This window comes from Paenibacillus sp. GCM10012306 (assembly GCF_042649265.1).
GTDB lineage: Bacteria > Bacillota > Bacilli > Paenibacillales > Paenibacillaceae > Paenibacillus_AQ.
Genome location: NZ_JBHRYW010000015.1, coordinates 70,522 through 91,060, shown reverse-complemented (window position 1 = coordinate 91,060; position 20,539 = coordinate 70,522). Strand labels below are relative to the sequence as shown.

14 protein-coding genes, 1 riboswitch and 1 other annotated feature (1 of these 16 cut by a window edge) are annotated in these 20,539 nt (G+C 50.1%); of the genes, 3 read left to right on the top strand and 11 right to left on the bottom strand.

Going from position 1 to position 20,539, the window contains the following annotated elements:
* The first annotated feature begins 57 nt into the window (after positions 1 to 57).
* A riboswitch (glycine riboswitch) is annotated at positions 58 to 138 on the top strand.
* Between the two features lie 127 nt (positions 139 to 265).
* A complete protein-coding gene (locus tag ACFORK_RS25505; RefSeq protein WP_379204403.1) occupies positions 266 to 1,648 on the top strand; it encodes an amino acid permease in 1,383 nt (460 codons plus the stop codon).
* A 126-nt stretch (positions 1,649 to 1,774) separates the two neighbouring features.
* On the opposite strand, the gene ACFORK_RS25500 is transcribed toward ACFORK_RS25505, so the two are convergent.
* The 6 genes from ACFORK_RS25500 to ACFORK_RS25475 all read right to left on the bottom strand — a co-directional run bounded on the left by ACFORK_RS25500 (position 1,775) and on the right by ACFORK_RS25475 (position 8,883).
* Positions 1,775 to 2,479 (bottom strand): response regulator, encoded by a 705-nt coding sequence (locus ACFORK_RS25500; protein WP_379204401.1) that lies wholly within the window; start codon positions 2,477 to 2,479, stop codon positions 1,775 to 1,777.
* Entirely contained in the window at positions 2,476 to 4,089 is a 1,614-nt protein-coding gene (dcuS, locus tag ACFORK_RS25495) for a DcuS/MalK family sensor histidine kinase (RefSeq protein ID WP_379204399.1), read from the bottom strand. The genes ACFORK_RS25500 and dcuS overlap by 4 nt, the downstream gene beginning before the upstream one ends.
* 35 nt (positions 4,090 to 4,124) lie before the next feature.
* Positions 4,125 to 5,336: an MFS transporter gene (locus ACFORK_RS25490; protein ID WP_379204397.1), complete on the bottom strand. Its 1,212-nt coding sequence runs from the start codon at positions 5,334 to 5,336 to the stop codon at positions 4,125 to 4,127.
* Positions 5,337 to 5,401: 65 nt separating this feature from the next.
* Entirely contained in the window at positions 5,402 to 5,941 is a 540-nt protein-coding gene (locus ACFORK_RS25485) for a hypothetical protein (RefSeq protein WP_379204395.1), read from the bottom strand.
* A 122-nt stretch (positions 5,942 to 6,063) separates the two neighbouring features.
* Positions 6,064 to 6,483: a DUF350 domain-containing protein gene (locus ACFORK_RS25480; RefSeq protein WP_066373746.1), complete on the bottom strand. Its 420-nt coding sequence runs from the start codon at positions 6,481 to 6,483 to the stop codon at positions 6,064 to 6,066.
* Positions 6,484 to 6,516: 33 nt separating this feature from the next.
* Positions 6,517 to 8,883 carry an endonuclease MutS2 gene (locus ACFORK_RS25475; RefSeq protein ID WP_379204392.1) on the bottom strand — a complete coding sequence of 789 codons (2,367 nt, stop codon included), beginning with the start codon at positions 8,881 to 8,883 and terminating at the stop codon, positions 6,517 to 6,519.
* 153 nt (positions 8,884 to 9,036) lie between these two features.
* Here ACFORK_RS25475 and ACFORK_RS25470 point away from each other — a divergent pair, with 153 nt between their 5' ends.
* Positions 9,037 to 9,384, top strand: a complete 348-nt coding sequence (locus ACFORK_RS25470) for a phage holin family protein (RefSeq protein ID WP_379204390.1) — start codon at positions 9,037 to 9,039, stop codon at positions 9,382 to 9,384.
* A 68-nt stretch (positions 9,385 to 9,452) separates the two neighbouring features.
* Here ACFORK_RS25470 and ACFORK_RS25465 read toward each other — a convergent pair whose 3' ends face one another.
* A complete protein-coding gene (locus ACFORK_RS25465) occupies positions 9,453 to 10,589 on the bottom strand; it encodes a GGDEF domain-containing protein (RefSeq protein WP_379204387.1) in 1,137 nt (378 codons plus the stop codon).
* Positions 10,590 to 10,831: 242 nt separating this feature from the next.
* On the opposite strand from ACFORK_RS25465, the gene ACFORK_RS25460 reads away from it, so the two are divergent.
* Positions 10,832 to 11,221: a cupredoxin domain-containing protein gene (locus ACFORK_RS25460; protein WP_379204385.1), complete on the top strand. Its 390-nt coding sequence runs from the start codon at positions 10,832 to 10,834 to the stop codon at positions 11,219 to 11,221.
* A gap of 628 nt (positions 11,222 to 11,849) precedes the next feature.
* Here the strand turns inward: ACFORK_RS25460 and ACFORK_RS25455 are convergent.
* The 4 genes from ACFORK_RS25455 to pheS form a co-directional block, all read right to left on the bottom strand.
* Positions 11,850 to 12,680, bottom strand: coding sequence for a hypothetical protein (locus ACFORK_RS25455; RefSeq protein ID WP_379204383.1), 831 nt, complete (start codon positions 12,678 to 12,680; stop codon positions 11,850 to 11,852).
* A 139-nt stretch (positions 12,681 to 12,819) separates the two neighbouring features.
* Complete coding sequence (locus ACFORK_RS25450) at positions 12,820 to 16,701, bottom strand: cell division protein ZapA (protein ID WP_379204381.1); 3,882 nt, start codon at positions 16,699 to 16,701, stop codon at positions 12,820 to 12,822.
* 198 nt (positions 16,702 to 16,899) lie between these two features.
* Positions 16,900 to 19,344, bottom strand: a complete 2,445-nt coding sequence (gene pheT / locus ACFORK_RS25445; RefSeq protein ID WP_379204378.1) for a phenylalanine--tRNA ligase subunit beta — start codon at positions 19,342 to 19,344, stop codon at positions 16,900 to 16,902.
* Positions 19,345 to 19,415: 71 nt separating this feature from the next.
* A complete protein-coding gene (pheS, locus tag ACFORK_RS25440; protein ID WP_379204376.1) occupies positions 19,416 to 20,450 on the bottom strand; it encodes a phenylalanine--tRNA ligase subunit alpha in 1,035 nt (344 codons plus the stop codon).
* A 68-nt stretch (positions 20,451 to 20,518) separates the two neighbouring features.
* Positions 20,519 to 20,539, bottom strand: a binding site (T-box leader); it runs 273 nt beyond the window's last position.

Sequence of the window (20,539 nt, the reverse complement as noted above, 5' to 3'; positions counted from 1 at the left end):
TACACAAACATAACTTCATAATCACAAGCTATGATTGCTATGGATCACACTATAGCAGGAGCAGCTTCTGGAGAGACCGCAGGAAATCTGCGGCGCCGAAGGGTTCACAATCTCAGGCAAAAGGACAGAAGAGTACTGAATATGTATTTGTCATGCTGATTATCATTAGCAGGGCAAAGATTATTTAATATTCTTAGGACCTAGAGATTGGATGACATCCAATCTCTTTTTTATTGGCATTATATTGATTAAGGGGGACAAAAGTATGGCACAAACAGAATTAAAGAGAGAGTTAGCTAACCGGCATGTTCAGCTCATCGCCATTGGCGGCACTATTGGGACAGGACTATTCCTGGGATCGGGCAAAGCGATTCAACAGGCAGGCCCTTCCATCATGATCACGTATTTAATCGTGGGAATTGCTGTGTTTTTTGTGATGAGAGCACTGGGAGAACTTCTATTGTCTAAGGCTGGCTATCAATCGTTTACGGATATTGCCGAAGATTATCTCGGCCCTCGAGCAGCCTTTATCACGGGTTGGACCTATTGGTTCTGCTGGATCATGACGGCCATGGCTGATGTTATCGCCGTTGGCATCTACGTGAACTATTGGTTTGATATCCCGCAATGGGTGCCGGCCATCATCTGTCTGATCATTTTATTAGCACTCAATCTATTAACAGTAAAAAATTTCGGGGAATTGGAGTTTTGGTTTGCTTTAATCAAAGTAATCACGATTCTCGCCTTGATCGGCATCGGTGTCATTTTGCTAATCATCGGATTCAAGACGGATTCAGGATCGGTAACTATCCGAAATCTGTGGGAGCATGGTGGATTTTTTCCAAACGGCGCCTCAGGTTTTTTATTTTCTTTTCAAATGGTTGTATTCGCTTATGTAGGCGTGGAATTAGTTGGTGTTTCGGCAGCGGAAACATCCAATCCAGAGAAAAACATTCCATCTGCTATTAATAAAATCCCTTTGCGGATATTATTTTTCTACGTTGGCGCGTTATTCGTCCTTCTGTGCATTAACCCATGGACTGAACTTAGTCCGGCAGAAAGTCCATTCGTGAAAACCTTTAGTTTAGTAGGAATACCAATCGCTGCGGGGATTATTAATTTCGTCGTATTAACCTCAGCCGCTTCCGCCTGCAACAGCGGGATGTTCTCGACAAGCCGAATTCTTTATAATTTGAGCAGGAAGAACCAGTCATCACCTCATTTTGCCAAGCTGAATAAAAATCATGTGCCAGGGAACTCGTTATTTGTTTCGACGTTAGTTATATCTGTTGGCACCCTATTAAGCAAAATTATTCCGGGCCAAGCTTTTGGAATCGTCACTACCATTAGTGCCATTTGTTTTATATGGGTTTGGGGTGTTGTTCTTGTATGCCATATCAAATACAAGAAGACTCGGCCGAACTTACAGGCTAAATCCAAGTTCAAAGCACCGTTCACACCGGCTATTAATTATGCTGTCCTGGCGTTATTTGCCGTAATCCTCATCATCATGCTTATTGCAGAAGAGACACGACCGGCTTTATTGTTTACCCCGTTATGGTTTATCTTACTATTTATTCTGTATTCAATGCGTAGCAATAAGGGCAGCAATAACCATGATATCGATATGATCAATCCAAAAGGCTGATTACACGTGACGTTCTATATTATTAACTTAAAGAAACCCAGGTCGTTATGACCTGGGTTTCTCATCATTTTAGGCTTTACAGCCTCTTCTCAAACGCCTTGTCTGCTCATATAGTAGGCATTTCACCTATGCCCCTCTGATAACCTTGTACATATACACAGGGCGCCCTATCGCACCATAGCTGATCTCCATGGACAACGCTCCGGTCTCCGTCAGATACATCAAATACTTGCGCACCGATATTCTGGAAATAGGCGCTCTTGTAGAAATGTCGTCTGTAGAGAAGGAATCTTGTGATAGCCCGTTGATAATCTCCCAAATGTTATCCAAGGTACTCTCGCTGAGACCTTTGGGAAGCGCAGGAGCAGAAGCCACAGCGACAGGAGAATTCTCTATCTCCCCTCGGTGCCGAACCAGCTTATCCAGTTGCTCCTGATTAAGATTTTCCCTATGCCTCATCAGCAGGTTGTTCTCCCGGTACGTAGTTAGGGCCGCCTGAAAGCGGGCAAACTCAAAGGGCTTGATCAAATAATCCACTGCACCATGCTGCAAGGCATTGCGGATACTGACATTATCGCTTGCTGCCGATATAACAATCACATCCACCGTGCTTCCCTGTTCACGTAAAGAGGATAACAGTTGAAGCCCGTTACACTTTGGCATATAGATATCCAGAAGAATCAAATCCACCTGTTGGCTTGCCAGCAGCAATTTGGCTTCTTCAACAGAAGCAGCACAACCGGTGTACCTGAACCCGTCCATCTGCTCCAGATAATGTCGATTAAATTTAGCTACCATCGGATCATCTTCTACGATTATTACGTTAATCATCTAGACTCATCACCTCTAGTCAAATACGGCACATTTACCACAAAAACCGTTCCTGGCCCATGACCGGGAAGCAATTGCAAATGCCCGTTCAGTTTATTCACACTTCGCCGGACCAGATGGAGGCCCATCCCCCGGTTCTCTCCTTTTGTGGAGAAGCCCTGCGTATAGATACTCTCTTGCAGCGATTTCGGTATGCCGGGACCGTTGTCCTTGACTGTACAGCTCAAACGGCCGTCATCATAGTGAAAAGCGAGCCGTATTTCCTTGTCCTCAGATGTCGTATCACTCAGCGCATCCATCGCGTTATCCAGCAAGTTGCCGGCAATCGTGATCAGCTCATGGGTTAGCTCCGCTTGGGCTGACTCCGGCAGATAGCTGTCTTCTTCCAGCACAAGATTAATACCGTCCTCGCGAGCCCTGCTCAATTTGCCTAACAGAAATCCAGCCATAACCGGATCTTTAATTGCTCTTGTGATGGAACCAATCTCACTCTGATAATTGCTTACTGTTCCGGAAATATACTGCTGCAGTTCATCATACATCCCCATATGGGTCATGCCCAAAATAACATGCAGCTTGTTCATATATTCGTGCGCACCTGCCCGTAGCGCATCTGCGTATACAGATACCCCGGATAACTGCGCTGCTAGCTGGGTAATTTCCGTCATATCTCTGAAAGTGACGATCGCTCCAACAATCTCGCCCCCTACGCGGATTGGCAAACTGTTAGCCAGTAGCGAAATCCCGTTGAGGTCAATTTCTTCATCCAGCTTCACATCGCCTGATTTCAAAACCTTATCCAGGCGCAGAGCTGGCCAATAATCTTCTATGTATGATTCCAAAGCCTTTCCTGTAATTCCAGCAGCCGTCAACAGCCGTTCCGCTTCCACATTAATCAACGTGATTCGCGCCTTTGCATCTATAGCAATAATGCCCTCACGCGCCGATTGCAGCATGGCACTGCGCTCTTCCAGTAGTCTTGAAATTTCGGATGGCTCCATCCCGAACATCATTTTCTTAATCCTTTTTCCCAGTACAATGGCGCCCATAGTGCCAAGCAGAGCCCCCGATAACAGGATCAAGACGATGGTCCACTCGTTTTTCTTTATAATATCATGCACCCGTTTCATGGAAAAGCCGACAACAACAACTCCAACCTGATGCCCTTTGTCGTTATATACCGGTACGAATGCACGTAGGGATTTGCCCATTGTTCCCCATCCCACCGAAATGCTATCATCACCCTGCAGCGCCAATTCCTGTCCTCCGCCAACAAATGGCTTACCAATAAGCGCTGGATCGGGATGCGAGTAGCGGATACTATTCATGTCTAACACCACTACGAATAGACTATCATTGCGACGAGCGATTTTGCCCGTATAGGCTTGAATTTCCTTGCTGACACCCTCCTCCAGACCTTTGGACACCAGCGGTGCCAGGGCAACTGTGTGGGCAATGCTTAGAGCCTTGCCCTCCAATGCTTTTCGAGTCTGGGGTAAAATATGATTAATGAAAATAATATACAGTACAAGCAGTACCGAAAACACGACTGTGGACACCATGATGGCAATCGTCGTGACCATGCTGTTAATCCGTTTTCTTTTGACCAATGTAGGCCTCTCCCATAACAATAAAATAAAGCAGTTTAGACCGGATGGCTGTCCTCTTGTCGGGATAAAGAACGCCTAAGGATCAGCCAGCTTCCTAGCGGTGCCGCACCAAGCAACAGCAGCAGCACTGTTATCGTACGTGGCGATCGGTTAACAGACAACACTGCAATGAAAATCAGGATACCCAGTAGCCTGCCACTCATCAAGCTTAACTCCCGCAGCACGACAAGCTCCACCCGATTGCTCACGCTCTCTTCAGACTCTCCAATCAGATCAAAGCTCGTTGAAGTCATAGGCAACATATACAGTGGAATAAACAGTGAAGTGCCGATCCCCATAATCAGCAAAGTTCCGTAGTTAACCTGCCAGAGCAGCGGGGTAATCACTCCAACCAAAAGCGCCCCACCAATCAGCATGCCGGCAGACCGGTATGCTGGCTTGAACAACTTGCCTGCGATCCAGTAACTGACAAGGGATACCGCCGATGTCACCAACGCAAATTGCCCGAGCTTACTCTCTTCCTTAGCCGCAACAAAGACCAGCAGACCAATTAGAAACGAGAATACCCCTTCCCTCAATCCCTGAAAAAAAAGGCCTGCAGCCACCCTTCGCCACTGCCCCGAACCCTTTAGCTGCCGCCATGGCTCCAGCCAGCCATAATTCGCCTCACTCTTACGCTTCTTGAGAAAGAAGCTGAGCACTGCCGCTGCCCCATAGATACCCAGCGAGATCATAAATACGATCCGATAGCCGCGTTCTCCAGATAGCGACGAGATCAGCCACCCTGACAGCCAAGGTCCAATGATGCCTGTCAACGAGCCCAGCAGTCCCATCCAGCCGTTCCAGAAATCACGACTCGCAGCATCCGTAATCTCGAAATAGACGATATTAAAGGCTAACCAGAATAATCCAATAGCTACACCCAGGAGCAGGCCCAGCGGCCAGATATACTGGATCGCATTCCCGCCAATACCCAGTACGATCAGATAAAACAGGCCCGAAACGGCAATCCCCAGCCTAAGAGCACTCATCTTGTTACGCTCCTTGACCCATTTGCCTGCGAGCCAAAAACTAAGGCCCAGCGCAATCTGCTGGGCCACGGTGAACCAGCCGATCATTATGTAATCCTGACGGCTTTTCCATAAATAAACGTTAAGAAAGGTACCCGACAACGCCCCCGCTAGCAGAAACAAACCGTTCACTCCCAGCAGCAGCGAAGCCTGAACCTTCGTTGATGCAGCTTTCATGATTTTCCCCCTGCCTATAGCCATGATTCTGAATATCATGCCCATACAGGCTGGAATTGATCAATTTACTCACTGCCGATGCTCAAATTACGAACAAGCTGTACCCGGTCCTTCTGCGCCAGATTGTGCTGAATATGGAAGCAAGACGGGCATACGAATACGTTCAACGAGAACGGTGCTTTCAGCACAGGTCCACCAAGAACAGCCGGGGTTGAAGGATCAAACTCTGTCACTTCCTGTGTTCCAGCCAGTAGCAGCAATTCATGGCACTGTGGGCATTCCGGTGCTTCTTCTTGCTGCGACAGAATAGCCGAGCTGTTCTGCTCATACTTCTTAAGATCGTAATCGTCCCGGAATTGTTCCAGCGTGTTGAAGATAGGCACTACGCCGTCCTTCTCGCTATCATCCCACAGGTCGTCATCATTAATAGACTCCTCGTCCGTGTCTTCCTTCACTTCCAGTTCGTCCTCCAGATCGTCACTGGTGACATTCACTGTCCGGTAGCCTTTCAGCTCATTGTTGCAGTGCGGGCAATACTCCTCGGGTCCAAATTCTTCATCCCACACAATTTCGGTATCACACCAAGGGCATACAGTCGTTTCCATCTTTAAGTTCTCCTTCTTAACATGCTTGATATTTAATTAATCGTCAAATATATGATGCCACCGATCAAAAAAGCAACGGCGCAACCAAACAGGACCCGGGTTAGAATCTTCATGGTTTCCTCCTACATGATGGAAGCTCCAATAACATACGATAAGGATACCGAGATCAGCAGCGCTGTCAAACCCACGGCCCGATTGTCTGCGGCAATCTCCTCATCAATAGAAAATACAGGCGTCAAGAACTCAAAGAGGAAATAGGCCAACAACAGCAATAAAAAGCCTACAACTGACCATTTCATCGTCTCGTAAATTGAAGCCCCGGCCTGGATGCTGAAGCGGAGGATGTTGCAAATTCCGAAGATTTTGCCCCCGGTTGCCATGGCCGCCGCTACATTTCCTTTGCGAATTTCTTCCCAGCAGTTATACTTCGTCACCATTTCAAAAAAGGAGAGGAATACGACCAGCCCCAAGATTGCTACGGTGAAGTAGCCAAGCAGCGACCCCAGCGGATGCCTCAGCAAAAGATCAACATTTTCCTGCATGCTCACCCTTCTCTCCTCAACATGCTTCCTTCGCTATTGCAGCTCGGCTACCGTCACGCCTGCCCCGCCTTCGTTATAGTTACCTAGACGATAGCTCTTAACATTTCGGTGCTTGCGTAGGTAATCATGAATGCCTGATCGCAATACCCCGGTTCCCTTGCCGTGAATAATCGCAATTTGACCCAGATTGCCGAGGAACGCCTCGTCGATGAAGCGATCCGTCTCCAGCAGCGCTTCCTCCAGATTGGCTCCGCGCAGATCCAGCTCCCTGCGGATATTCTCGTCGCGCGTACGCTTCACAGTCGTTGCCTGGCGTAGCGGCGCAGGATTGCCCGATTTCTGGGCAGAGACTAGCTCCAGATCATCCAGTTGCACCTTCATTTTCATAATGCCAAGCTGTACTACCGCTTCCTTGGTCCCGCTCATTTCCACGACATGACCTTTCTGATTCAGGCTGTAGACCCGAACCTCGTCTCCAGGTCCAATCTGTCGCGGCGGCTTGACCGCTGTACGGGAAGCCGCCTTCTTGCGCGGCGCAGGCTCCGCTTCATCCAGACGGCGCCTAGCTTCGATCAGCTTATGCTCCTTAACCGAAGCCCCTTCCTCCAGCGCCAGCTTGCGCAGATCACTAATGATCTGTTCGGCTTCCTTGCGCGCTTTATCCAGAATGTCACTGGCTTCCTTCTCGGCCTTCTCCAGACGCTTGTCGCGCTGGCTCTCCAGCTTCTCCAGTTCCTGCTTCTGTTTACTGCGGAACTCTTCGGCTTCACGGCGGATATGCTCCGCTTTCTCCCGCTCGTTCTCCGCACCAAGACGGTTCTCTTCAAGGGAAGCAATCATGTGCTCCACCCGCAGATCCTCTTCTTTAACCTCGCCGCGCGCATGCTCCAGAATAGCGTTCGGCAAGCCGAGGCGTTCAGCAATGGCAAACGCGTTGCTTCGTCCGGGCACACCGACCAGCAACCGATATGTCGGGCTAAGGCTCTGCACATCAAACTCCATGCTGGCGTTGATAACCCCTTTGCGCTCGTAAGCGTAGGCCTTCAGCTCGCTGTAGTGAGTAGTCGCCACCATCCGGCATTCTGTCCGGTGGATGTTCTCCAGGATCGCAATAGCCAGCGCCGATCCTTCCGCCGGGTCTGTACCCGCGCCGACTTCATCCAGAAGGATGAGGCTCTTCGGAGTCATTTTGCGCAGAATGGAAATAATATTGGTCATATGGCTGGAGAAGGTACTGAGACTCTGCTCAATGCTCTGCTCATCGCCAATGTCAGCATAGATCGCGTCAAACACACACATCTGGCTGCCTTCCTCGGCCGGAATAAACAAACCCGACATGGACATTAGGCTCAGCAGCCCAATGGTCTTCAAGGTCACCGTCTTACCACCGGTATTGGGTCCGGTAACGATAATCGTACTGTATTGGTTCCCGAGTTCCACATCCAGCGGCACTACATGCTCTGCCGGAATCAGTGGATGACGTCCCTTGCGCAGTTTGAGGTATCCCCGGTCATTCATGCGCGGCTGGGAAGCCTTCATATCACGGGCCAGACGAGCCTTCGCGAAAATGAAATCCAGTTCGCCCACAATATCAACATCATAAGTCATCTCTTCCGCAATGTCGCCAACCTGTGCCGTCAACCGATGCAGAATAATCTCTACTTCCCGTTCCTCACGAAGACGCGTCTCCCGAAGCTTGTTGTTCATCGCCACAATGGATTCAGGCTCAATGAACAGGGTCGCACCGGAACCGGATTGGTCATGCACAATACCACCAAAGTGGGCGCGGTATTCCGCTTTGACCGGGATCACGAATCGGTCGCCACGGATTGTGACAAGCTGATCCTGCAGCATTTTAGATACCGAGGAGGAACGGATCATCGAGTCCAGCTTCTCGCGGATTCTGGCCTCTCCCCCGCGCAGCTCACGGCGAATATTCGCCAGCTCAGGGCTGGCGGAATCCATCACCTCGGCATTCTCGTCAATACACGCGCGGATAGCATCCTCAACATGCTTCTGCTCGGACAAGAGATCACTGAGGGCAAATAGAGATTCGACAGCCTCATCCTCATGCATAGCAGCCAAAAAACGCTTGATTCTGCGTGCCCCGCCAATGGTGAAGCCTACGGAGAGCAGTTCATGCGTTCCAAGCAATCCACCAATAGACGCCCGCTTCAGCGCCGCCTTGATGTCGGTAATTCCGCCAAACGATGGAATGCCCTTCAGGCGGTCCACGTTAGCAGCCTCATCGGTAGCCTTCAGCAGCAGCTTAACACCTTCAAAATCACCAGAAGGTCTTAGCTGTTCCGCGGTTTCACGCCCCATCGAGGTTTGCGTATATTGCATTAATTTATTTAAAATCTTGCGATATTCAAGCGTATGCAAAATTTTGTCGTCCAATTACAGTCACAACTCCCTTCATATATGAATCCATTATACCGAATATGGGCGAATTTCGCTATTTGGGTATCGTTTCCCAACATAACAATTCCGTATCCGGGTCATAATAACAACTGCACATATCCTCAGCTTGGGCCAAAGGAGGTTAAACCAGTGAGATTTTTAGGTCATGTAGTCCGTTTTGTTGTATCAGCGATTGTGCTGCTCATTGTCGGCTGGATCGTTCCCCAATTCCACGTCGGCGGCTTCTGGAGCGCTTTGGTGCTGGCACTTGTGATCGCCCTGCTTGGTTGGGTGGTCGAAGGAATTTTCGGCGGAAAAGCGACACCATTTGGTCGCGGTATTGTCGGTTTTCTCGTCAGTGCGCTAGTCATCTGGATCGCACAGTTTGTAGTCAGCGGAGTTAGTGTTTCCATTCTCGGTGCGATTCTGGCAGCTCTGGTCATCGGTATTATCGACCTATTCCTGCCGGTATCTACACCATTTGAAGCTGCGAAATAACGATCACTTTAGGCGCGAAGACAGCCCCCCTTGTTCCGGTTATCCGGTTTAAGGGGGGCTGTTCATTTTCATCCAATCGACAGGTTGAAATTTTCTTGTGGTTCGACAGAAGCGGTGACGACCCTGTTCTTGCCAGATCTTTTCGCCTGATATAACGCTTCATCTGTCTTGCGGAATAGCTGTTCCTTGCCATCGCCAAGCTGATAACGGCATAAACCGATACTAACCGTGACAGGACGGCCTCCAGCATAAGGATGCTCCATCCGTTCAATGGTCATCCGTAGCTCTTCAGCAGCGTTGTAGGCCTCGGGACAGTCCAGGTCTGTAAAAATCACTGCAAACTCTTCCCCGCCATAACGCGCCGCAAAATCATTAAGCCCAATCATCCCGCCCACTTTAGCCGCGACTTCCTTCAGCACCAGATCACCGACCCAGTGCCCATAAGTGTCGTTGACCTGCTTGAAGTTGTCAATGTCAAACAACGCTAGTTGCAGCTTAAGGCCATTGCTCTCGCACTGTTCCAGCAAGGAATCGAGATATTCATGAAAGGTCTTGTGATTGTACAGTCCCGTCAACGCATCAATCTTCAACAGTTTGTCCGAAATAGCCCGTTCCACTAGTAACCCCTGTTCCGATTTCGTCAGTTGCTCCAAGTATTCTCCGGTTTCCTTCGACCTCACAATCACAGCCCGTGCCATAAGCATAACGAGTAAAAAAACAAACTCCACAGCCATAAATTCGAGCAGCGGCTTCTTCAGGTACACTCGTTCCAGGCCGAAGTATACCGCAGCGTAAAAGAATATGCTAAAAAGGCCCAATGTGTACAGAAGCTTGCGATCAAAATAGATTAACGAAATCATGATCGGCAGCATCAGCGCCATCTGGGCGCCGTCCACAAAAGGCTCTATTACAAAATAAAATAAATAAGAAATGATAAAACCGCAGCCAACGATGGCTTGCTTGTGATACTGCAAAGTGGAACGCAGCCAAATCTCCGCAGCAGCCACCGACAAAACGATTAGGATATTAGAAGCAATGAATAAATAGCCGCTTTCCGTCCCTGGGCTGCTTTTCAGTCTAAGTTGATCCGCGCACAGCACAAAGAGAACTTGGGCGATCAGCATGAAAGCCAACACAATCCAATACCCATTCAATATTCTACGATGCCAGGCCTCTGCGTTCAGCGAATCGGTTACAACGATCATGTGGATCCCCTACTTCTAGCCCATGATATAATAGGTTACATTATAATAAATTTAAATTGTTTTTGCATCATATTTTTGCATTCTTCGACAATGACATTGCGAAAAATGTCGAATTTTATAGACTTGATATCCCCCTCTGTTCACCAACTTTTCACAACTTTATGGAGCGCTTCCTAAATTTATAAGTTATGATGTCTACAGAATTGTCACATTTAATCGTTCCATAGGTGAGGGGGAGCATAATGAAGTCTAAAATTGCACTTTTTCTGTCATTGTTCTGTATTCTGATTCTCGCCGCCTGCGCCAATAGCGGGAGCAACGCGGGGAGCAGCACTAACGCTGTAAAGGAACCTGAAATTCAAGCAGAGACCGAACTCGTCATCAAGGCCAAGAATTATAGCTTCGACCAAGAGGAGTACCATCTGAAGAAGGGCGTACCCGTCAAGATCATTTTTGAAAATGAAAGCGGTAATCACGGCATTCTCGTTCCCGAATTAAATCTGCAACTAAGCGGCAAAAAAAATAACAAGGTCATCGTTCCGGAAGAAACCGGAACCTTCCAAATGACCTGCTCCATCATGTGCGGCGCCGGCCACACTGGCATGGTCGCAAATGTAATCGTCGAGGAGTGAGAACTGGGAGTGGGGTTTAGCGACAGCATGCAGGAGATAGCGGCTAGGTTAGTGTGAAGGACTTAGTGGATGACAATCACGCTACATACCGTTTGACGTTTGCCTCTGGTATTTGAACAATACCCATTTTAGGGGGCAGCGTCTAGCGCTTCGGTTTAGCTTCCATTTCCAGACGTCTGCATCTCACGTTCGGCTGTAGCATCTATTTGTCTTCAATTAGCACGCATCTTATGGAATTAGCGGGAATTTATCCTGTTATTTTCTCAAATCAACCGAAATTGCTTTCCTTAACTGGAAAAACTCCTGTTATTTCGCTCCTTGGACTGCTCATTTGCTCCAACATGCGATATTAACGGGAGTTTTTCCAGTTATTCGACGCCGAACCGCTAGGGACAGTGCTGCTAAAGTCAAGAGTTGAGCTAATTACTTCAGATTAGTCGCTTCAGCTATTTACTTCAGTCTGTTACTCCAATCAGCTACTTCATTCAGTTACTCTACTCAATTACTCTACTCAATTACTCCACTCAGTTACTCCACCCAGTTACTTCGATCAGTTACTTCGATCAGTTACTTCGATCAGTTACTTCAGCAATCCAGCATAGTTAGTTACTTTAACAGACAATCCAACCTATTTCCCCTGAGCATCTTTCTGCGAGAGGATAACCTCCTTCAGCTTCTCGGTCCCGAATCCTCCCGGATGAATAGCATTGGCTTCCGCATAAAAGATCATCCGCAGCGAGGTGCCATCCTGAAGATGCACGCGCAAAAAAATCTGCCGCTCATTCTTTGTACGGCTTGTTACAGCATAGATTTCCTTGAAATCAGATGCTTTTAATCTCAAAAGCTCTTCTTCAAAGACCTTTGCCGCCTCAGGATCAAAGTACCGAATTAGGCTGCCATCAATCCCACTCTCAATACTGACTTTACTAATCCTTCCCCCAATATCGAGTAAATCGCCGACAGTGCGTGCTTGGGAATTGTCGCTCACTTCATAGATGTAATGGTTAGCCACAACCCGGTACTCGGGCCGGTATCCTTTCAGCTCATAAATCTCGGTGCCAACTGGGAGAAAAGCTGCATCTCCGTTCACCGTGATGTGGTCAGAACAAGCATTATCGTTCAGCATGTAGGCTACCTCCCCTACCTTTTTACCGACCTGATCAGCTTTAACTTCTTGTGTACCTTCATAATTCCGCTGGTATTTGATGTCGTTGATCATCAGGACATCTACCCACTCTACAATTTCGTAAGGACATTTTCGGTTTTGTTTGTTGTTTGGTTTATCGTCCCTATTCGGTTCGGATGTTGCATCTGGCCCCGCTTTATCAGTTCCCTCCACGGTTTTCGATACGGTAGCACCAGTTGATGTAGGAACACTTCCTCTCTCCACATCCACACAGCCTGAAATCATCAGAATAAGTATGACTGGTAGTAGCAAAAAATTACGCTTTAGTTTCATAAATATCACCTCGATCTCCAGACGATTTCAAGCTGGACAAAGTTGCAGAAACTGGAAGGTGAACTCATTGTTCTCCCTAAAAAAAGCCGACCCCAAACGCGTATGCGTCGGGACCGGCTTTTCTACCTTCATCCGTTATTCAACTGTCCTGCTCGATCAGTTGAATCCATTCATTATATTCAATCTGCAGCTTGGAATATTCCGCCTGCAGGCTGCGATGTTCCTGATTCAGTTTGTCCAATTCGTCCTGCTTAATCTCGGACTGAATCTGGAGCAAGCGAAGTTGGCCTTGCGCCAGTTCATAATGCTCCCCAACCTCGTTCAGCTGCTCCAGTACCTTGCTGCGTTCCTGATGTGCGGCTTCCCGCTTCGCTTCAGCCTCTGTAGCCTCCTGCTGCCAGATCTCGATCTCCTCGCGCAGCTTGGCTTCTGCCTCGGCCCACTGCTGCTGACGTGCTGCCAGCTCATCATACCTGTGCTTCCATGATTCCCCATAGTCCCGGGCTTCCTTCAGCACATCCTGCTGCTCGGCTGCCGCTGCCGCCGCTTCGCGCCCGGCCTCGGACATCTCTTCGAGGCGAACCGCCATTTCCTCACGCTCTTCCTCCAGCAGACGGAATCGCTCCTGCAGACGCTCCCCATTCTGAAGAACTTCATCGTACTGTGAGATCATGTCTTCATAACGGGCTTGAAGTCCTAACAGCTCCTTACGCACTTGCTCACCTTCACTAATCTGCACCTCGTTCAGCAGCTCTACTTCCTCACGCCGGAGAACTTCTTCATGCAGCTTGTTCGCCAAGTTGTTCAACTGGCCTCGCAGGTTCTCGATTTCGTGGTTCAGTCCCTGAGCCCTGTCTTCCGTCTCCAGGAGACTCGTTTCCAGCTCATTGATTTCTTCCACTCGCTTGTCAGCAAGCTCTCTATAAGAAGCCGCCTCACTCGCAGCACGGTCAAGTTCTTGCTGTACCTGGCTCAGATTGTCACCAGCTTCGCCAAGGGAGATCCGCAGGCCCGAAACCTCCTGCACCGAAAGATCATAACGCTCGCGCAACTCTTCCAGCTCCGAATCTAGCACCTCGCCAAGTTCCGTTGTCGAGCGCAGCTCTTCTTGGACACGGACTAAGCTATTCTTAGTTTCATCCAGAGCATCCCGCAGCACTGTTACTTCATTCTGTGACGTAGTATAACGCTGACGCACTTCTTCCAATTCAGCATCTAACATCTCGCCGAGATCTGTTGAAGACTGAAGTTCCTTCTGAATTTGGATCAGACTGCCCTTGGCTTCTTGCAGAGATTCGCGGAGCACCGCGACCTCATCTTGCGATGCTACATGACGCTGACGCAACTCCTCCAGCTCACCATCCAAAGCTTCGCCAACCTCGTTGGCTGTGCGTAATTCTTCCCGAACCGCACTCAGATTGCTCTCAGATTCCTCAAGAGAACCTTGCAGCGTCTTAACTTCCTCTTGTGAAGCAGCATACTGCTGACGCAACTCTTCCAGTTCACCATCCAACAGCTCACCTAGCTCCGAGGAAGAGCGTAGTTCTTCCTGCACACTGCTCAGGTTACCCTGGGCTTCTTGCAGAGATTCGCGGAGCCCCGCAACTTCCGCTTGTGAAGCGACATGGCGCTGGCGCAGCTCGTCAAGCTCACCATCTAATGCTTCGCCTAGCGCATTGGCTGTACGTAACTCTTCCTGCACCGCGCTCAGTTTGTTCTCTGCTTCCTTAAGAGAACTACGTAGCAACGTATCTTCCTCTTGTGAAGCAGCATACTGCTGACGCAGAACTTCCAGCTCACCATCCAACAGCTCACCTAGCTCCGAGGAAGAGCGTAGTTCTTCCTGCACACTGCTCAGGTTACCCTGGGCTTCTTGTAGAGATTCGCGGAGCCCCGCAACCTCCGCTTGCGAAGCAACATGGTGCTGACGCAACTCTTTCAGCTCAGCATCCAATGCTTCGCCAAGCTCATTGGCTGTGCGCAATTCTTCCTGAACAGTGCTCAGATTGTTCTCTGCTTCCTCGAGAGAACCACGCAGCTCCTTCACTTCTTCTTGTGAATCAGCATGGCGCTGGCGCAGCTCTTTCACTTCCTCTTGCGAAGCAGCTTGATGCTGGCGCAGCTCTTGCAGCTCAGTGTCTAACATCTCGCCCAGTTCGTTAGCTGTGCGCAGTTCTTCCTGCACACGGCCCTGAATATTCTTGGCCTCCGCCAGAGCTTCACCAAGCTCATTGGCTGTGCGCAATTCTTCCTGAACAGTGCTCAGATTGCTCTCTGCTTCCTCTAGTGAACCACGCAGCTCCTTCACTTCTTCTTGTGAATCAGCTTGGCGCTGGCGCAGTTCTGTCACTTCCTCTTGCGAGGCGTCATATCTCTGACGCAGTTCTCCCAGCTCAGCATCCAACATCTCGCCCAGTTCGTTAGCTGTTCGCAGTTCTTCCTGCACGTGGCCCTGGCTGCTCTTAGCCTCTTCCAGAGCTTCACTCAGCACCGTAACCTCCGCTTGCGAAGCAACATGGTGCTGGCGCAGCTCTTTCACTTCTTCCTGTGCATCAGCATGACGCTGGCGCAGTTCACTCAGTTCAGCATCCAATGCTTCGCCAAGCTCATTGGCTGTGCGCAATTCTTCCTGAACAGTGCTCAGATTGCTCTCTGCTTTCTCGAGAGAACCAAGCAGCCCCTTCACTTCTTCTTGTGAATCAGCATGGCGCTGGCGCAGCTCTTTCACTTCCTCTTGCGAGGCGTCATATCGCTGACGCAACTCTCCCAGCTCAGTATCCAACATCTCGCCCAGTTCGTTAGCTGTGCGCAGTTCTGCCTGAACAGCACTTAAGCCGCTCGCTGCTTCCTCAAAGGAACCGCGCAGTTCCACAGCCTCATTCTGCGAAGAATCATAACGCTGACGAGCTTCTTCCAGTTCGCTGCTGAGCGTTTCGCCAAGTTCCGTGGCTGCCTGAAGCTCTCCGCTGAGCTGTTCCTCTCGCTTGACAATAACTTCGTATTGTTCCAGCAAAGTAAGACGCGCTTCGCGTTCGCTCTTGACGCCCGCTTCTGCAGCTCGCAGTCTGGACTGGAGCTGCCCAGTACCGCCGCGTAGCTCGGCCAGCTGCTTCTCCAGTTCCTGCACATTCTGCTTGTGCCTGTGTTCCTGCGATCCCTGCGTCTGGCGCAGCTCCTTGTTCTTAGCCTGTTCCTTATCTAGCTCAACTTTTGTATCCTCAAGCTGCTTGCCCAGGGTCGACTTGGCTTCTTCAATCGCTTGTTCAAGCCGGGTCTTCGTATCCTCCAGCTCTTTGCCAAGAGATTCACGAGTTGCCGCAAGCTCTTGCTCTGCAGCAGCCAGCGCCTCCCCTTTCTCCTTCACCAGGGCCTCTTGGATGGACTCCAGTTCGAGAAGATGTGCAGTCTTCAGGTCTTCAAGCTCCGCCAGACGGGCAGCCTCTGCCTCGGCCAACTCCTGATGGCGACTCTCTCGCTGGGACGTCTGCTCCTGCTCGTAACCAGACTTCAGCTCCTTAAGTTCCTGCTCACGGGACTGAAGTTCCTCAGTCAGCTTGCGACGAGCGTCTTCTGCAGCCTGCTCCGCTTCCAGTAACTGCTGGAGATGCTGGGCCTGCTTCTGCTCCTGCGCTTCCAAATGCCGCTTGCGTTCTTCCTCTGCAGCAGCGATCAGCCGCTTCGCCTCTTCCTTCGCTGCTGCATCCAGACGTTCATGTTCCTCTTGCCGTTCCCGCTGCACCTCCAGCAGGCGCGATACCTCCACCCGTAGTTCGCTGCGTTCCCCAGTCAGCATATTAACTTCGTTCTTAATATCCTGTACCTGAAGTGCCTGTTCGGCCATATGTACAGCAGCAAGCACAGCAATGCGCGGTGTATCCAATCGATTATGGGATTTAGAGATTGCACGCATGTGTTCATCCACATAGTGTGCAACCTGTTTCATATATTCAGTGCTGCTTCCTACAAGTTTATAAGAAGTTCCGTATATCTCCACGGCGACACGTGTCCGGTCCATAGCCACAATTGTGCCCTCCTTTATATATGTGCGGATTCTAAGCTGGTTTCCTCTGCTTCCATTGTATCTGTATAGTTAAACATTTGGCAAAATGCTGCTCGAATCAGTAGATTGAACCGGGATTCCGCATGTTTGCCGCATGAAAAAAAGCCGCGGCGAATCTCGGGTTCTAAATGGATTCGCTGCGGCTTTACACAATTCCTGCTACTTTCTCAATTCTGCGCCAAAAGTTTGCTGAAGCTCGGTTAGTACCTTATCATGCACTTCTGCAACCTCTTCATCCGTCAAGGTGTGTTCATTATGACGGTACAAGAGAGAAATAGCCACGCTCTTCTTTCCACTCTCCAGCTTGCCGCCGGTATAGAGATCAAATACCTGTACGTTCTGTAGCAGACTTCCTCCGTTCTCACGAATGGAATCCAGCAATTGACCGGCTGGTACAGCTGTGTCCACAACCACCGCGATATCCCGCTCCATCCCTGGGAATCTTGGCAGCTCATGATATTGCAGCTTGTTCCGTGCCGCTTCATACAGCGGCTGCAGCGAAACTTCAGCGACATAAGTATCGGTCAGATCAAGCTTCCGCTGCAGTTCAGGATGAATCTGGCCCAGCGTTCCGATTTTGACAGTACCTTCCGTACCTTTCAGCAGGATGGAAGCAGAGCGTCCCGGATGGTAGCCTTCCGGCGCATCCCCTTCATATACCACTCGGCCAGTAAGACCCAAGTGGTCGAAGACTGTCTCCAGCGCACCCTTCAGATCGAAGAAGTCGACTGGCTGCACTGGCACGTTCCATTGTTTAGCAGCACGGGTTCCGCTCAGCAGCAGGCCAAGCATCGGCAGCTCATGCGGCTGACGAGTCAGTGTTTCTTCCTCCGTGAAGAACACATTTCCGATCTCGAACAGTGCCAGATCGCTTTGGCGACGATTCGTATTATAACCAGCAATATCAAGCAATTGCGGCAGCAGGCTCGTGCGCAGCACACTGCGCTCTTCGCTCATCGGCATTGCCAGCTTCACGGCCAGACCCTCACCTGTCAATGCAGGGAACAGCTTGCTTTGTTCCGGCTGAATGAAGGAGTAGCCAAGCACCTCCTGATATCCGCCATGCGACAGCAGGCGGCGGACTTCACGGCGGATCGCTTGCGATCTTGTCAAGGTTCCAGGAGTCGTAGGGCCTTCAATCGGCGTTGTAGGGATATTATCGTATCCGTAAAGACGAGCGATTTCTTCAATAAGATCCACATCATAGTTGATGTCACCGCGTCTTGTTGGCACTTGCACCTCAATAAGTCCTTGTGCGGCATCCCCGCATTTGAAATGCAGACGTCCGAACAGTGTTTTGACTTCCAGCAGGGACAAGTCAGTGCCAAGGTAGCGGTTCAGCTTATCCAGCGACAGCGTGATAACCTTCTCCTCCACAACGTCAGTTCCTGCTTGAATGATACCTTCATGCACTGTACCACCTGCATACTTCGCAATAAGCGCTGCTGCACGATTAAGAGCCGGAATCACTCTATTCGGGTCCACTTCCTTCTCAAAACGCAGCGAGGCTTCGGAACGAAGACCTAGCTGGCGCGAAGTTTTGCGAACCGTACCACCGTCAAACTTGGCCGATTCCAGCACGATATTCACGGTGCTATCGGTAACCTCTGTCTCCAAACCGCCCATCACTCCGGCCAGCGCCACAGCTTTTGCCGCGTCAGTAATTACCAGCATATGCGGCTCCAGCTTCCGCTCCTGTCCGTCCAGCGTAGTCAGCACTTCGTCTTCATCCGCAAGACGCACACCAAGGACGCCTCCATCGATGGTATCCGCATCAAAAGCATGCAGCGGCTGTCCGTATTCAAGCATCACGTAGTTCGTGATATCCACGATGTTGTTGATAGGACGTACACCTGCCGCCATCAGACGGTTCTGAATCCATAGCGGAGAAGCCGCCGGCTTAACACCAGTAATATAACGTGCCGAATAATGACTGCACAGCTCTTCATTGAGGATTCGGACGGAAATGTCATTCGCAGCGGAACCTCCCGCCTCTACAATATCCTTCTCTGGCTGTGGAAGCTTCAGCTCACGGCCAAGAATCGCACTCACCTCGTAGGCAGCACCAATCATGCTAAGACAGTCGGAACGGTTCGGCGTCAGGTCGAATTCCAGCACCTCGTCGTTCAGATCCAGCACCTTGGTAATGTCCAGACCAATTTCTGTGGATTCCGGCAGCACAAGAATACCTTCCTGCAATTCCTTAGGCAGTAGCTTGTCGTTCAGACCTAGCTCTTTGGCCGAACAGATCATCCCTTGGGACAACACGCCGCGCAGCTTCGCTTTCTTGATTACGAGACCCGGCAACTTGGCTCCTACAAGAGCAACTGGAACCTTCTGACCGACATCGACGTTCTTCGCGCCGCAGACGATTTGCAGATCTTCGCCCTGTCCGGCGTCCACGATGCAGACATTCAACTTGTCAGCATCAGGATGCTTTTCTTTGGATTTAACATAGCCGGTAACAATGCCGGTAATGCCTTTATTACGATTTTCCACACCGTCGATCTCAATGCCTGCAGCCGTAATCTTCTCAGCCAGCTCATCGGCGGTTACTCCATCTAGCGATATATAATCACTCAACCATGACGTTGATACTTTCATTTCGGCTCACTTCCTCTTAATTCAATGTATTTATCCCGTACAAAAGACATTGCCAGCCATCTGACAAATGCCTAGAGTCCCTTGAACTGCTTCACAAAGCTCATGTCATTGTTGTAGAAGTGACGGATATCATCGATACCGTACTTAAGCATAGCAATCCGCTCTACACCCATACCGAACGCGAAACCGCTGAATTCCTCAGGGTCATAGCCACCCATACGCAGCACATTTGGATGCACCATTCCTGCACCAAGGATTTCCAGCCATCCGCTTTGCTTACACAGACGGCAGCCTTCGCCGCCGCATTTGAAGCAGCTCACGTCTACCTCAACGCTTGGCTCTGTGAAGGGGAAGAAGCTTGGACGAAGGCGAATGCCTGTGCTCGGTCCGAACATTTCCTGCACGAATTGTTGCAGCGTGCCCTTCAGGTCGCTCATCCGGATATTCCGTCCGATCACCAGACCTTCAATCTGATGGAACTGGAAGGAGTGGGTCGCATCGTCATCATCGCGGCGGAATACTTTACCTGGACAGATGATTTTGACCGGAGCTTCTCCCTTCATGGCTTGCATCGTACGGATCTGTACCGGAGAAGTCTGGGTGCGCATAAGCAGGTCTTCCGTCAGGTAGAAGGAGTCCTGCATATCACGTGCCGGATGGTTCTTCGGCAGGTTGAGCGCCTCAAAGTTATAATAATCGGTCTCCACTTCAGGACCTTCAGCCACACGATAGCCCATGCCGATGAAAATATCCTCAATCTCCTGCACCACTCTGCTGAGCGGATGAATGCCGCCCTGCTGCAAACGACGACCTGGCAGGGTAACATCCACTTTCTCCGCTTGCAGACGGTTTTGCGTCTCCTGCTGCTGGAAAGCATCCTGCTTCGTTCCAATAATCTCTTCAATCGCACCCCGAACGAGGTTGGCGACTTGCCCGATAACCGGACGTTCCTCAGCGCTCAAGCTGCCCATGCCGCGCAGCACCTCTGTCAGTTCACCTTTTTTCCCCAGGTATTTCACGCGCAAGTCATTAAGTACCTGCGGGTCCGAGACCTCCTGCAGCTTCGCCAGCGCCTCAGCCTTCAATGCTTCCAACTTTTCTTTCATGGCCGTGTACAGCCCCCTTCAATCATTGTGTAGTCAGCCAAGCCAACAAAAAAAGGCCTTTCCTCCCGGTAAGGGACGAAAAGACCGTG

Excerpts from the sequence above, each read along its gene's own strand:
- ACFORK_RS25505 (WP_379204403.1), top strand. The coding sequence starts at position 266 with ATGGCACAAACAGAATTAAAGAGAGAGTTAGCTAACCGGCATGTTCAG.
- ACFORK_RS25500 (WP_379204401.1), bottom strand. The coding sequence starts at position 2,479 with ATGATTAACGTAATAATCGTAGAAGATGATCCGATGGTAGCTAAATTT.
- ACFORK_RS25490 (WP_379204397.1), bottom strand. The coding sequence starts at position 5,336 with ATGAAAGCTGCATCAACGAAGGTTCAGGCTTCGCTGCTGCTGGGAGTG.
- ACFORK_RS25485 (WP_379204395.1), bottom strand. The coding sequence starts at position 5,941 with ATGGAAACGACTGTATGCCCTTGGTGTGATACCGAAATTGTGTGGGAT.
- ACFORK_RS25480 (WP_066373746.1), bottom strand. The coding sequence starts at position 6,483 with ATGCAGGAAAATGTTGATCTTTTGCTGAGGCATCCGCTGGGGTCGCTG.
- ACFORK_RS25465 (WP_379204387.1), bottom strand. The coding sequence starts at position 10,589 with ATGATCGTTGTAACCGATTCGCTGAACGCAGAGGCCTGGCATCGTAGA.
- ACFORK_RS25460 (WP_379204385.1), top strand. The coding sequence starts at position 10,832 with ATGAAGTCTAAAATTGCACTTTTTCTGTCATTGTTCTGTATTCTGATT.
- ACFORK_RS25455 (WP_379204383.1), bottom strand. The coding sequence starts at position 12,680 with ATGAAACTAAAGCGTAATTTTTTGCTACTACCAGTCATACTTATTCTG.
- pheT (WP_379204378.1), bottom strand. The coding sequence starts at position 19,344 with ATGAAAGTATCAACGTCATGGTTGAGTGATTATATATCGCTAGATGGA.
- pheS (WP_379204376.1), bottom strand. The coding sequence starts at position 20,450 with ATGAAAGAAAAGTTGGAAGCATTGAAGGCTGAGGCGCTGGCGAAGCTG.